The organism is Bacillus sp. Bos-x628, from assembly GCF_040500475.1.
Taxonomy (GTDB): domain Bacteria; phylum Bacillota; class Bacilli; order Bacillales; family Bacillaceae; genus Bacillus; species Bacillus maqinnsis.
In genome coordinates, this window is record NZ_CP159358.1 from 718,871 (window position 1) to 733,117 (window position 14,247).

Consider the following 14,247-nt stretch of genomic DNA (forward strand, 5'->3'; position numbering starts at 1 on the left):
AATTGAAAATAAATTCATGTGCTGTACTTCATTATAAATCTTCTGCTCAATCGGTCAATCTCGTAAAACGATCGACTCTCAAAAGAAAAAGAGAGCACTGCTCCCTTTTAATTTAATATCTTTAGTTTTTTAGCTTCTTCTTCGATAATCGTCAGTGCACGGTCTAGTTCTTCTTTTTTGTGCTCTGCTGTAATGATAGCTCTTATTCTTGCTTTTCCTTTCGCCACAGTCGGGTAGGCGATACCTTGGGCAAAAACGCCTCGCTCCATTAATGCCTTTGAAAATTGGAACGTAAGCGCCTCATCTCCCACCATGATCGGAATGATTGGTGTCTCGGTTGGCGCAATAAGAAACCCGAGTTCTACTATCTTCTCTTTGAAATATGTGGCGTTTTCCCAAAGCTTATCAATTCGCTCCGGTTCATCTAATAGCACATCAATGGCTTCTTCACATGCCATAGTGACAGCAGGAGGATGAGAGGTACTGAATAAAAATGGTCTTGCTTTATGCTTTAAGTAATCAATTAAGACAGCAGAACCAGCAACGTAGCCGCCAAGTACGCCAACAGCTTTGCTCAATGTTCCAACTTGAATATGCACTCTGCCATCTAGCTTGAAATGGTTGACAGTCCCGCGGCCATTTTCGCCAAGTACGCCTGAAGCATGTGCATCATCAACCATTACAAATGCGTCATAGGCTTCTGCTAGCCGTACAATTTCAGGGAGTGGCGCAATGTCTCCATCCATAGAAAAAACGCCATCTGTCACGATCAGTCGAACACGATAATTCATGGATTTCTTTAAAATTTTCTCAAGTTCCTTCATATTTGAATGCGCATATACTTTTTTATCTGCTTTTGTTAATCGGATTCCATCTATAATAGAAGCATGATTCAGCTCATCTGAAATGACAATATCATCTTTTGTTAAGATACTTGATAAGACCCCTTGGTTTGTTGTAAAACCTGACTGAAAAACGAGTGCTGCCTCTGTCTTTTTAAACGCAGCAAGCTTTTTTTCAAGTCGTTCATGTATAGTCATTGTTCCAGCAATTGTCCGTACTGACCCTGTACCAGCACCAAATTCATCAATCGCTTCTTTCGCCGCTTTCATCAGCCTTGGATGTGAGGTCAGGCCTAAATAGTTATTGGAGGAGAGTTGTATAACGGATTGTTCATTTAATGTCACTGTAGATGATTGTTTTGAGTCGATCTCTTTTAACGTTTGATGGGTTCCCTTGTGCTTCATAGATTCTAGCTCATCTTGTAAATATGTGAATTCTTTCATCATTTCTTCCCCCTTTCATGTGATGGCATCATGAGTACGACCTTTCCACAAGTACCATTTCTCATCAATTCAAACCCCTTTTCGAAATCTTCAAATGGCAAAGTATGTGTGACAACCGGTTTAACATCAATCGTATTCGTTTTTAAAAGTTCAGATACTTGGTGCCATGTTTCAAACATTTTTCTGCCAGTAATCCCTTGAACCGTCAGTCCCCTGAATACAATGTGATTCGTAATGTCAATTGTCACCGGCCGCTCTGGAAGACTTAAAATATTGATTTTGCCCCCGTTTGCACAAGCTTCAAGTGCTTGGTTAATGGCTCTAGGATGACCGGACATTTCACAAATCACGTCTGCCCCTTCCATCCGCGTATGCTGTTTGATGAACGTGACAGGATCATCTTTTCCAACATCAATGATATGATCTGCACCCATTTTGTCAGCGAGCTTCAACCTGTATTCATTTTTATCAATGGCAAACACTCGAATAGCTCCAGAGGCTTTTGCCACCGCTATTGCCATTAAGCCAATGGGTCCGCAGCCAAAAATCGCAACTGATTTTCCTGAAACAGACGTGTGTAAGACCGTATGAACCGCATTCCCAAGCGGTTCTTGAATGGAAGCAATCTCCTCAGGCATATCTACTGGATGATGCCACACATTTTGTTCAGGCACTTTGACATATTCAGCAAAACAGCCGTCAATGTCTACTCCTAAAATTTTCGTTTCATGACACAAATGCTGCTGCCCTGTTAAACACATATAGCATTGATTACAAACAATATGAGTCTCAGCCGACACAAAATCCCCCACTTTTGCGCGTGTTACCTGCTGTCCTACCTTCACAATTTCCCCTGTAAATTCATGTCCAAAAATATACGGTGCTTTGACTCTCTTCTTTGCCCAATCGTCCCAATTATAAATATGCACATCTGTTCCGCAAATTGATGTGGCTTTTACTTGAATCAACACTTCATGTTCATTGATTTCAGGAATAGGCATTTCAGCCAATACCGCTCCGTAAGCGCTTTCTTTTTTAACAATTGCTTTCATCGTTCCGCACATGACGCACATCCCCTTCGCAAAAAACTTCTCCCAATCAGATTTTAACACGTCTTATTTTAGTCGTAAATACCACTGTCCTCTTGAAAAAGACAAATGATCACGCCTGAAGATTTTTTCAGAAATTTTTTCTAAAAAAAAAAGCAAATCTCCGAATGATAGGAGATTTGCCTGATTGTTATCTTCTTTTTGAAACGGTGACATAAAGTGCTGGTACAATGAGCAGTGTGAGAACCGTAGAGAAAAAGACGCCTGATACAATACAGATTGCAAGCGGCTTAAAAAGTGGATCATCACTTAAAGCTATAGGCATTAATGCTACAAGTGCTGTAAATGCGGTGAGCAAAATTGGTCTCATTCTTGCTCTACCTGCTTCAATTACAGCTGTATGTTGATCAAGCCCAAGCTTACGCCGTTGCTCAATAAATTCGAACAGAACAACAGCATTTCGCACCACAATGCCTGCTAATGACACGATACCCATAGTCGCCATAAAGCTGAATGGGGTTTGTGTAACAAACAGTCCAATAATAGCACCTGAGATGGCCAAGTAAACAGTGCCTAGAACTAAAAGAGGGAGTATTAGCGAATTGAATTGAAATGCAATGGTCACATAAATAAGAAGCAGCACCACTCCAAATAAAAGGCTAATTTCAATGAAGAATTGCGTCTGGTCATCGTTTTCTCCTCCTTGAGATATGGTTATACCTTGTGAGACATCACTTTTTTCAACTTTACTCACGGCATCTTTCATATCGTCTTTAAACGTATCTGACGTTCCGGGGTACGCTTTTATCGTAATCGTTGGGATACCATTCTCATGAGGAATGCTCTCGTATTGCTCCGTTTCTTTTTCTTTCACATAACGACTTAGTGGTTCAAGAGACGGCACAGCGCCACCATTTGCATTGACAGGTACTTTCATTTCATTCAGTTTCATACCATTTTGATGTGTGCTCATCTCCTGTTTAACCAATAGATCTATGTCATCTGTTCCTTGTTTAAAGGTACCTATTGGGATTCCTTCGGTCACAAGACCTAACTGTCTGCTCACAAACTGAGCGCTTAAACCGTCTTCTGCCATTCGGTTACGGTTTAATTCAAATGATATGGTTTTCACTGGTTGATTGACATTGTCAGTGATCAGACTAGCACCATTTTCCTTCATTTCTTTTGTCAGCTTTTCTTTCACATCAATCAGTTTTGAAAATTGATCACCCGCTATAGATACGGTCACTGGCGCCCCTGTTGGTGGTCCTTGAACAATGGTTTTCATAAAGATTTCAGCATCTTTAAATTTCTCTCGTAAAGGCTCTGTCATACGGTCGATCAGCGCTGTACTTGTCATCTGATCATTGTCTACTCTCACCACAACTTGGCCTGTATGGTCACTCGCATTTGAGATGCTTTCATTAAATAAGTTCGGCAGTCCGCCACCTGCAAATATTGCGGTCTCTTCGATTCCTTTTTGCTGTTTGATTTCTTGTTCAATTTTCTCAAGTGTTTTATTTGTTTTCTCTAAAGTCGTTTCACTTGGAAGTGTGACCGTAACGACCACTTCTTTTTTATGAGCAGCAGGGAAAAATTCAAATGGAGTGACGAATATCAGTAAAAATGCAAATGTCGCAACGAATAGACCCGTTAATCCGATAAGAAGCGGTCGTTTGACGATCTTTGTCAGCATGCGATCCGCATAAAAATCTGCTAGTTTTTTGAATGGTTTTCCTAAAAATCCTGGTTCCTTTTGAACCGTCTTGTCCTTTCTTCTCCTGTTGACTGTATATTGATAGACTGGAACAAGCGTCAGCGAGATGACCATAGATGCAAGCACAGTCGTCACAAGAACGGAAGGTAATGCACGAATAAATGAACCGTTCGCACCTGATAGGAAAACGAGCGGTAAGAAGGCAAATACGACGGCAAGTGTCGATGTTAAAATGGACCCAGCAACCTCTTTTACTCCCGCAATGGTGCCCTTTAGCGGACTTTCGTATTTTTTCATCTGCCTCAAAATATTATCGTTGACAACAATGGCATCATCAACGAGTATTCCTAATGCAATAATGAAGCCAATGATGGAGATTTGATTGAGGTCAACTTGTAAAAATGGAAGTGGAATCGTCCCGATGGTAATCGATAATGGGATGGCTAGAGAAACGATAAACGCACCGCCAATTGTCAGCCCAAGTGTCGTCACAACGATAACAGCAATGACGGCAATGATGGCTTCTTTGATTAAATCGTTAAAGATCTTATTTACTTCGCTTTTTTGCGAATAGTAGTTTACCCACTCAACGCCATTTGGTAGCTGCTTCTCTTTTTCAATGACGTTACTTACTTTGTCATACATCTTAGGGATATCAAGACCTGGTTTTATATTGACAGTAAACGAATATGCTGGTTTACCATTATACGAAACAATATCATTTTTCTCTTTCTCCACTTCTTTTAAAGTGCCAAGCTGGCTAATAGGCACAGTCTCTCGATTCGTTTTTGAGAAAAGCTCAACCTTTTTCACTTGATCTAAACGATCATAGGCATCAATTGATAGCTTCACCTTTTCTCCAGATGTGCGAATGTCACCTAAAGGAGACGTGACAAATTCCTGATTGATGGCATTGATGACATCGTTAACATTTAAACCTTCATTTGCTAACTTATTGGAGTCAACATTCAATATAGCTTGCTTTTCATTGAAACCTTTGATAACAACACCGTCAACACCTTTGATGTCTTCTACTTTTTCCTTTAGTGAACGCAGTGCTTCCTGACTTTTCATTAAGTCGGATGTTTTGCTTGCTACCAGCATATATGAACCAACTGGAACCTGACCAAATTCATCCTTCACATCTGGTTCCATGACGCCGTCAGGAAAAGAAACATTTGTGATTTCATTTTTAATTTGACTTGCAACCTTTTGAAAATCTGCTTGATCATCAATTTTCACCACAATATTGGAAAAGCCAATTGCAGATACAGAACTCGTTTTCTCCACACCATTGACATCAGATATAGCTGATTCAAGCTTATTAGTTACATCTGTTTCCACCTTTTTCGCATCTGCACCAGGAAAAACGGTTGAAATGGTGACGATATTCGCTTGGAATTCAGGGAGTTCTCGTTTAGGAAGCTGTGTGAACAAGTAACCGCCTACAATGAGAACGATAAAAAATAAAATAAAAACAAGCTTTCCTCTTTTTAAAAAAGCTTTAATCATTATTTCACCTACTTAAATATTTATTTTTAATGAATTATTTTTAACTCATTATTAATTTATCATCTTGGTGAAAAAATGCAAGCTCTCATATGTAGTCTTTTGAACCATTTTGTGAAACAAATATGTTATATGAGAAATGTATAGCGGTAAACAAAAACAACCTGCTTACATGATGTAAGCAGGTTGAAAATAATAAAATTAGAATTATCGTGGCTCAACAATCAATTTGATCGCTGTTCTTTCTTCTCCATCGATAAGAATGTCAGTAAAGGCTGGAATGCATATCAAATCCACTCCGCTTGGTGCAACAAATCCCCTTGCAATGGCGACAGCCTTGACTGCCTGATTCAGAGCTCCAGCGCCTATTGCTTGTATTTCTGCTGCACCGCGTTCACGTAAAACGCCGGCTAATGCTCCTGCTACTGAATTCGGATTTGACTTTGCTGAAACTTTTAAAATTTCCATTTCTGCTCCCCCTTAAATTTACAATGGATAAGTGAGTGTTCATTAGAACAATCTTTGTTAGATGGTGCTATTTTTTTGAAAATCCATCCCCAAAATGTTTTTCAAAAATAGCAGGGTACTTACCATTTTTACTATATTCACGATAGAGGGTGCATATTCCTTCTTTCTGATTAATATTTTTCTGAAATAAATAAGTGAACGTTTATTCAAAGAACATATGGTCATCATTTATCAAAATTCGATCAATTTTGACAGCTTTTTTCGACTGTTCGTCAATTTCTACGATAACAGCACTTAACGTTGTCCGGCCTTCCGCCATTTCAAATCGTACAGGCAAGCTTGTTTTGAATCGTTTAATGATGGTTTCCCGGTCTACACCTAAAATGCCATCATAAGGACCGGTCATGCCAACATCTGAAATATAAGCGGTTCCTTTTGGAAGCACCCGATTATCAGCTGTTTGAACGTGTGTATGCGTTCCAACGACACAAGATGCACGACCATCCGTGTACCAGCCCATTGCTAGCTTTTCACTAGTCGCTTCACCATGAAAATCAATAAAAATAAAAGGTGTCCGTTTTGAAGCTTCCGCAAGAAGTTCATCTACTTTTTGAAATGGGCAATCAATTGGCGGTAAAAATGTGCGTCCCTGCAAGTTCATCACAGCAAGTTCTTTTCCTTGTTTTTGAATAAACGTTAACCCTTTTCCAGGTGTACCTTCCGGGAAATTAGCTGGACGGACAATATTCGCTGCATCATCGATAAAGTCGAAAATGTCTCTTTTATCCCATGTGTGGTTTCCCATTGTAAGCACGTCAGCCCCTGCTTGTAATAGTTCGTGATATATCTTTTCTGTCAGACCCTTTCCATGAGCAGCATTCTCTCCGTTTACAATTGTAAAGTGAGGCTGGTATTTTCTTTTAAGCTTTGGCAAATATTCTTTTAACATGTCTCTTCCAGGTGAACCGACTATATCTCCAACAAATAAAATTTTCATGCGTTTTGAACCCTTTCTCTGATAAAGTGACGTTCTATAAGTGTTGCATATCTACATAAAAAAATAAAGCGGCGCTAAGCGCACCGCTCTATTTTGCATACTCTACTGCGCGAGTTTCTCGAATGACCGTAACCTTAATATGGCCAGGGTAATCAAGCTCGTCCTCAATTCGCTTACGAATATCCCTTGCTAGACGGTGAGCTTCAAGATCATTAATTGAATCTGGCTTCACCATTATACGTACTTCACGTCCAGCCTGTATTGCAAACGATTTTTCAACACCTTCATAAGATTCAGAGATATCTTCTAGCTTTTCAAGTCTCCGAATGTAATTTTCAAGCGTCTCACTTCTTGCACCAGGGCGTGCTGCAGATAAAGCATCCGCTGCAGCAACAAGAACAGCGATAATCGATGTCGGTTCTTGGTCACCATGGTGAGAGGCAATACTGTTGATGACAACAGGATGCTCTTTATATTTCGTCGCAAGCTCAACGCCAATTTCTACGTGGCTTCCTTCTACTTCATGATCAATGGCTTTCCCGATGTCATGCAGAAGACCTGCTCGTTTCGCAAGCTTCGCATCTTCTCCAAGCTCTGAAGCCATGAGACCTGCTAAATGTGCAACCTCAATTGAATGCTTCAGGACATTTTGTCCATAGCTTGTACGGAATTTCAAGCGTCCGAGAATTTTGATAAGATCCGGATGCAAACCATGAACACCGACTTCAAATGTCGTTTGTTCACCCATTTCCCGAATATAATCATCGACTTCGCGGCGAGATTTTTCTACCATTTCTTCAATTCGTGCAGGATGAATGCGGCCATCCTGGACTAGCTTATCGAGAGCTATCCTTGCTGTTTCACGTCTAATCGGATCAAAGCCCGATAATATAACAGCTTCAGGTGTATCATCAATGATCAGATCAATACCTGTTAACGTTTCTAACGTACGGATATTTCGTCCTTCACGTCCGATAATACGACCTTTCATCTCATCATTTGGAAGATTGACGACAGATACCGTTGTTTCAGCTACATGATCAGCCGCACAACGCTGTAACGCAAGTGAAAGAATGTTTTTCGCTTTTTTATCAGCTTCTTCTTTCGCTCGGTTTTCGGATTCTTTCGTCATGACTGCAATGTCGTGGGAAAGCTCATTTTCAACTTGATCCAGAATGATTTGTTTCGCTTCATCTCGAGTTAGACTAGAAATACGTTCTAACTCAGCTTTCTGCAAACGAATCATATCATCCACTTTGCTTTCCATCTCTTCAATATGTTGTTGTCGTTCATGCAGAGAATGATCTTTCTTCTCCAACAGGGACTCCCGTTTATCTAAAGATTCGTCTTTGCGATCAAGATTTTCCTCTTTTTGAAGTAAACGGTTTTCTTGTCTTTGAAGCTCATTACGCCTTTCACGAACTTCTTGCTCCGCTTCTACACGAAACGAATGAATTTCATCTTTCGCTTCCAAGAGCGCTTCTTTCTTCAATGCTTCCGCATCACGCTTTGCATCCTCAACAATTTGTTCGGCCAAGTTTCTTGCGCCGGATATTTTTGCTTCTGCAATGGTTTTACGAACAAAGTAGCCAACAACTAAACAGATTAGGCTCAGCAAAATGGAGATGATCGTAAACATCATCGTAGGCGACATTTTTTCACCTCCTCTTGCTATGAACTTGGTTTTACAAATAAAGTGTCGGCGTGTACATTGTCTTGTGTCTCAACATACAGGACCTTCACAGGGAATGAGATTCTCACTGCCCTTGTCAAGTTTAAATTAGTTATCAATCATGTTAAGAAAAACAAGTGATACATTTCCATTGTAATTGTGTCGGAAATACTTGTCAAGCTAGTCAGACTGAGGTGCAAGTCGTTATTTCAAGCAAAGACAGAACTTTTGTGCTACTGACTATCATGCTATTGTAAAAAAAAGACGCTTTTCAGCGTCTTGCATCTTTTTACTCATTAAATTCCAATTCTTCTTGTTCTTCTTCAATTGGTTTCACTCCGTTTGTATTTAAACCGTAGTGTTCCCTGATTTGTTCTTGAATCATTAGAAGGATATCTTTGTTTTCTTTCAGGAACTGTTTCGCATTTTCGCGGCCTTGTCCAAGGCGTTCCTCTTGGTAAGAATACCAAGCACCGCTCTTTTGTACAATATCTAGTTCGCTTCCAAGATCGATGATTTCTCCCTCTTTGGAGATCCCTTCACCGTACATGATATCTACTTCAGCAACACGAAATGGTGGTGCAACTTTGTTTTTCACTACTTTAATTCTTGTTTTATTCCCCATAATGTCATTGCCTTGTTTCAGCTGTTCAGCACGACGCACTTCTAAACGAACAGAAGAATAAAACTTTAATGCTCGTCCGCCAGGAGTTGTTTCAGGGTTCCCAAACATGACGCCTACTTTTTCACGAATTTGGTTGATAAAGATCGCAATTGTTTTCGATTTGTTGATTGCACCTGATAGTTTACGAAGTGCTTGAGACATCAAACGTGCTTGAAGACCAACGTGTGAATCACCCATGTCTCCTTCAATCTCTGCTTTTGGTACAAGAGCAGCAACTGAGTCAATGACAACAATATCAACTGCACCACTGCGGACAAGTGCCTCTGCAATTTCAAGTGCTTGTTCTCCTGTATCCGGCTGAGACAGTAAAAGCTCATCGATATTGACACCTACCTTTTGAGCATAAACAGGATCAAGTGCATGCTCTGCATCAATAAATGCGGCTTGTCCTCCCTGTTGCTGAACCTCTGCAATCGCATGAAGAGCCACTGTTGTTTTACCAGAACTCTCTGGACCGTAAACTTCAATAATACGACCGCGAGGATATCCACCTATCCCCAGCGCAGTATCAAGTGCTAATGAACCACTAGGCACTGTTGAAATTTGTGTATCTGTTTTCTCTCCTAGTTTCATAATAGAGCCTTTACCAAACTGTTTTTCTATTTGTTTAAGAGCCATATCTAAGGCTGCTTGACGATCACTCATTCTATTGTTTCCTCCTTTATCAATTCCACTATTTATACTATACCTTGTTTCACATCGTTTGCCAAGAAAAAAACGAACACATATTCGACTTTTTTCTTAGCACATTATTTGAGAAAAGATTGATTTCTATTAGAAGAAACGTTCTTTTATAAAGGAGTAAACCTAGCAAAAATCGAAATTAACTTTCTTTTAATAATGTGAGTAGGTGGTGTAAGCCATATTTCACAGCGCGCTTCCGAATGCCTGATCGACTGCCCGTAAACACCCATTCAAAGACGTCTGTCTGATCTTTTGTTGAAAGACCGATAAACACTTTTCCTACAGGCTGTCCTTCCTGAATATCAGGCCCTGCAACACCAGTAAAGCTAATTCCGATATCACTTCCGGTTAGCTTTCTTACGCCCTCAGCGAGTTCAAAGGCACACTCTTTGCTTACAGCACCATGGGTAGAAAGTGTTTCCTCCCGGCAGCCTACCACATGCTGTTTCACTTGGTTTGTGTAACAAACAACACTTCCATTAAAAATAGACGAAGCTCCTTCGAGATCTGTGAGCCATTCAGAGAACATTCCGCCTGTGAAGCTTTCAGCTGCAGCCACTGTTTTCTCATGTGTATGTAAAGCCTTTGATACCTCACGGACAAGAGATGTATCACCATATCCGTAGAAATATTCCCCTACGCGCTCTAATATTTGTGATTCTGTTTCCTTTAAGAGTCGTTCTGTTTCTTTTTCATTTTCATGTTTTGCCGTCAGTCTCAGCGTCACTTCACCATCGGCTGCTAGCGGTGCAATTGTTGGATTGGTCTGAGCGTCGATTAAATCTTCGAGATCTGTTTCAAGCTGTGATTCACCAATTCCGAAGAAACGCAGAACAACAGACACGATTTTTTCCTTTAAGCCAAGCTTCTCTGAAATAAGCGGCTTTGCTTCGTTTTCAAACATCGGGTGCAGTTCACTAGGCGGACCAGGTAGCAGGATATAAAAAGTATCTCCCTCTTGGATAAACATACCTGGTGCCATCCCAAACCGGTTGACAAGTACCTCAGAACCCTCTAGAACCAGTGCCTGCTTGCGATTGTTCGGTGACATGTTACGTCCTGTCTTTTGAAAGTAGTCTTGAATTGATTCAAAAGCTTCTTCATTTAAAACAAGCTCTTTACCGAGCATATTTGCAATTGTTTCTTTTGTTAAATCGTCTTTTGTCGGTCCAAGACCACCTGAGAAAATAATCAAATTAGACCTTTCTTGTGCCACACGAATGGCCTGTTTTAAACGCTCTGGGTTGTCACCGACTGCTGTGTGGTAATAAACATTCACACCAATTTCAGCTAGTTGTTTGCTGATATATTGTGCATTCGTATTCGTAATTTGCCCTAGCAAAAGTTCGGAACCGACTGCAATGATTTCTGCTTTTCTCTCTGAATTCAAAGCGTACACGTCCTTTTTAATTAGAATTCTTTAAAGCTTCCCAGTTTTTCGCAAAGTAATCCCAGCCTGAGACAACCGTGAAGAACACTGCTACCCACATGGCAAGATGACCGAACGGGAATGATACAAGTTCAAACGGCAGGTTATGCAATAGAAGTGCCGAAATCGCAATGATTTGCGCCCATGTTTTCACTTTTCCAAGCATATTGGCCGCTACCACTTCACCGTCTCCGGCTAATACGAGCCTTAGACCTGTCACAGCAAATTCACGGCTAATGATGACAATCGCCATCCATGCAGGCGTAAGGTGATATTGAACCAGTATAATTAAAGCAGCTGAAACAAGCAATTTATCTGCAAGCGGATCTAAAAATTTACCGAAATTCGTTACTAAATTTAGCTTGCGTGCGTAGTAACCATCAATCCAATCGGTTGTTGATGCAACAATAAACAAGATGGCCCCGACAAGGTGAGTCACTTCAATACTCACGTCACCAAAGCGTGCAACACCCCAATCTAAAGGAGCGAGCATAATCATCATAAAAACTGGGATCAAAGCGATCCTAGAAAGTGTAATTTTATTCGGTAAGTTAAACATAAAAACCAATCCTCCAATCATGCATTTTATGTATATCGTAGTAGGAACAAAAGAAAAGTCATCTACTTGCTTAAGATGACTTTTCCTTTTCTTTATTCACAATCACGATGTTTTGTGTCATTGTGTTCTTAGGATCTAATTCATACTTGAGCGCCTCGTCATTGACCTTGATGTCAATTCCAGTCGCATTTCCGAGACGAATATCTACTTTCGATAGCTCAGATAAATCTGTTTTAAACGAATCTCCATCCTTAAGTTCACCCATCTTCAACACTTTTCCAGACTGGTCTCTTACACGTAGCCATGAAGTTTGTGTTGCAGAAATGGTTAACTCCATTTCATCTGAACCGGACACTTCGTAGGTCGTCGTCGCACCTTCTGTATTTGTCGCCTTGATGGAAACAGCTTCATCGTCTTTTGATGAATCGTCTTTTTTGGACGTTTCTTTTTTATTCTCTGAAGATGCCTTTTCTTTTTTCTTTTGATCCTTCGCCAGTGATGAATCTTCTGATACTTCATATTTTGATTCTGATTGTTGCAAATCCGTCTGATGATTCTTCTGCCCGCTATCATGATTGACCGCTTGAATGATGACATAAATGATCGCTATGACAACGAGAATGCCTCCAACAATCAAAATGGTCGGCAACAGCTCTAACACCTTTGAAGCAGGCTTTGGCAACTCTCTTTGCGGTTTAATATTCGATAATTTATCAGATACTTCATCATTATATGTGCTTGGCACATCTTTACGAAATTCTTCGAACAATTGTTCATGATTCAGTCCAACGGCTTCGGCATATTGTTTAATAAACGCTCTGACGTAAAATTTACCTGGAATAATATCATAGTTTCCTTGTTCGATTGCTTGTAAATAGCGCTTTTGGATTTTGGTAGCCGTCTGAAGATCCTCCAGCGACATCCCTTTTTCCTCTCTGGCCTCAATGAGCCGTTTTCCCAATTCAGTCAAAACAAACACCTACCATTACCATATTAAAAATCGAAGCCCGAAAAACCAGAATGGTCAAATACTTGTGGCTCTTCAGCATGCTCGTATGTAATTTCTTCATCTGCATTATTTCGCAGTTCAATGATGTAATCGAAATCATCCATTGTATATTCTGAATTTTGAATAAAGATATCTGGATGTTCAACCACTTTAGTTGCCGGCAGTCTCATGATTTCTCTTAAAAGTTGCAAATGCTTTTCTGAACCTCTTCTTGTTGAAACAATCCCATCAATAATGAATACGTTATCTGGGCTATATTCGTCTGCAATGAGCTGACTGCGAATGGTCTGCTTTAAAAGGGTAGACGACACAAACAGCCATCTTTTACTTGCACATACACTTGAAGCCACAATCGACTCTGTTTTTCCAACACGCGGCATCCCACGAATTCCAATCAATTTATGCCCTTCTTTTTTAAATAACTCAGCCATGAAGTCAACCAGAAGACCGAGCTCGTCCCTTTCAAAACGGAACGTCTTTTTATCATCAGCATCACGCTGTATGTATCTTCCATGACGAACAGCCAAACGGTCACGAAGTTTTGGCTGTCTTAATTTTGTTACTTTTATCGTTTCCATTGTATTTAAAATTGATTCAAGGCGCTTAATTTGGTCAGTATGATCACAGCGTAAAAGCATTCCGCGTCTTGATACATCAACACCATTTATTGTCACAATATTGATTGAAAGCATCCCCATTAAAGAAGAAATGTCTCCTAAAAGACCGGGACGGTTTACTTGTATCTCATATTCAAAATACCATTCGAGCTTTGCCAAATGATATTACCCCCTTCATTGTGGCAAATTTTTACCTTCCTTTATCATAAAGCATTTTCACATTTTTAGAAAGCACAATGTTGCTAAACGGTTAAAATAAAAAGAGAGGCACGAACGTCCCCTCTTTTGACTTAGTGCGTGCTATTATTTTCAACAAGCTTGACCATCATGTTTGCAATGGCACGCTGCTCATCTTCTGATGCAACGCTCCAAAGGTCAGCAAGCACTCTTTCCTGCTCGTTTTTTGCCTCAACTTCATTGGCAAGATAACCGCCAATTTCATACGCAAGGTTATTGATTGTATCATCTGACAAACCTTTATCCTGCGCATGGTTTAAACGGTCACCTAAAAAGTTTTTCCAATGATCCCAGTTCTCAAGTACAGACATGTCGATTCCTCCATTCGA

The 14,247-nt window shown here is 40.2% G+C and carries 12 protein-coding genes; all 12 read right to left on the minus strand.

Annotated features, from left to right (window positions below; genetic code table 11):
• Positions 1–107 precede the first annotated feature (107 nt).
• Positions 108–1,286 carry a glycine C-acetyltransferase gene (locus ABVJ71_RS03835; protein WP_353856549.1) on the minus strand — a complete coding sequence of 393 codons (1,179 nt, stop codon included), beginning with the start codon at positions 1,284–1,286 and terminating at the stop codon, positions 108–110.
• On the minus strand, positions 1,286–2,350 hold the full coding sequence (tdh, locus tag ABVJ71_RS03840) for an L-threonine 3-dehydrogenase (RefSeq protein WP_353855683.1): 1,065 nt from the start codon (positions 2,348–2,350) through the stop codon (positions 1,286–1,288). Before tdh ends, ABVJ71_RS03835 begins: the two co-directional genes overlap by 1 nt.
• 175 nt (positions 2,351–2,525) lie before the next feature.
• Complete coding sequence (locus tag ABVJ71_RS03845; protein WP_353855684.1) at positions 2,526–5,564, minus strand: efflux RND transporter permease subunit; 3,039 nt, start codon at positions 5,562–5,564, stop codon at positions 2,526–2,528.
• Between the two features lie 204 nt (positions 5,565–5,768).
• On the minus strand, positions 5,769–6,029 hold the full coding sequence (gene spoVS, locus ABVJ71_RS03850) for a stage V sporulation protein SpoVS (protein ID WP_003211281.1): 261 nt from the start codon (positions 6,027–6,029) through the stop codon (positions 5,769–5,771).
• 202 nt (positions 6,030–6,231) lie between these two features.
• Positions 6,232–7,026 carry a TIGR00282 family metallophosphoesterase gene (locus ABVJ71_RS03855; protein WP_353855685.1) on the minus strand — a complete coding sequence of 265 codons (795 nt, stop codon included), beginning with the start codon at positions 7,024–7,026 and terminating at the stop codon, positions 6,232–6,234.
• A gap of 88 nt (positions 7,027–7,114) precedes the next feature.
• Entirely contained in the window at positions 7,115–8,680 is a 1,566-nt protein-coding gene (rny, locus tag ABVJ71_RS03860; RefSeq protein WP_353855686.1) for a ribonuclease Y, read from the minus strand.
• Positions 8,681–8,987: 307 nt separating this feature from the next.
• On the minus strand, positions 8,988–10,028 hold the full coding sequence (gene recA / locus ABVJ71_RS03865) for a recombinase RecA (protein WP_353855687.1): 1,041 nt from the start codon (positions 10,026–10,028) through the stop codon (positions 8,988–8,990).
• A gap of 178 nt (positions 10,029–10,206) precedes the next feature.
• The gene (locus tag ABVJ71_RS03870; protein WP_353855688.1) at positions 10,207–11,457 is read right to left on the minus strand and encodes a competence/damage-inducible protein A; all 1,251 of its coding nucleotides are present in this window, start codon (positions 11,455–11,457) and stop codon (positions 10,207–10,209) included.
• 16 nt (positions 11,458–11,473) lie between these two features.
• Positions 11,474–12,055 (minus strand): CDP-diacylglycerol--glycerol-3-phosphate 3-phosphatidyltransferase, encoded by a 582-nt coding sequence (gene pgsA, locus ABVJ71_RS03875; RefSeq protein ID WP_353855689.1) that lies wholly within the window; start codon positions 12,053–12,055, stop codon positions 11,474–11,476.
• 70 nt (positions 12,056–12,125) lie between these two features.
• Positions 12,126–13,025 carry a RodZ family helix-turn-helix domain-containing protein gene (locus ABVJ71_RS03880; RefSeq protein ID WP_353855690.1) on the minus strand — a complete coding sequence of 300 codons (900 nt, stop codon included), beginning with the start codon at positions 13,023–13,025 and terminating at the stop codon, positions 12,126–12,128.
• A 23-nt stretch (positions 13,026–13,048) separates the two neighbouring features.
• A complete protein-coding gene (locus ABVJ71_RS03885) occupies positions 13,049–13,840 on the minus strand; it encodes a DUF3388 domain-containing protein (protein ID WP_353855691.1) in 792 nt (263 codons plus the stop codon).
• Positions 13,841–13,971: 131 nt separating this feature from the next.
• The gene (locus ABVJ71_RS03890; RefSeq protein ID WP_353855692.1) at positions 13,972–14,229 is read right to left on the minus strand and encodes a DUF3243 domain-containing protein; all 258 of its coding nucleotides are present in this window, start codon (positions 14,227–14,229) and stop codon (positions 13,972–13,974) included.
• Positions 14,230–14,247 lie beyond the last annotated feature (18 nt).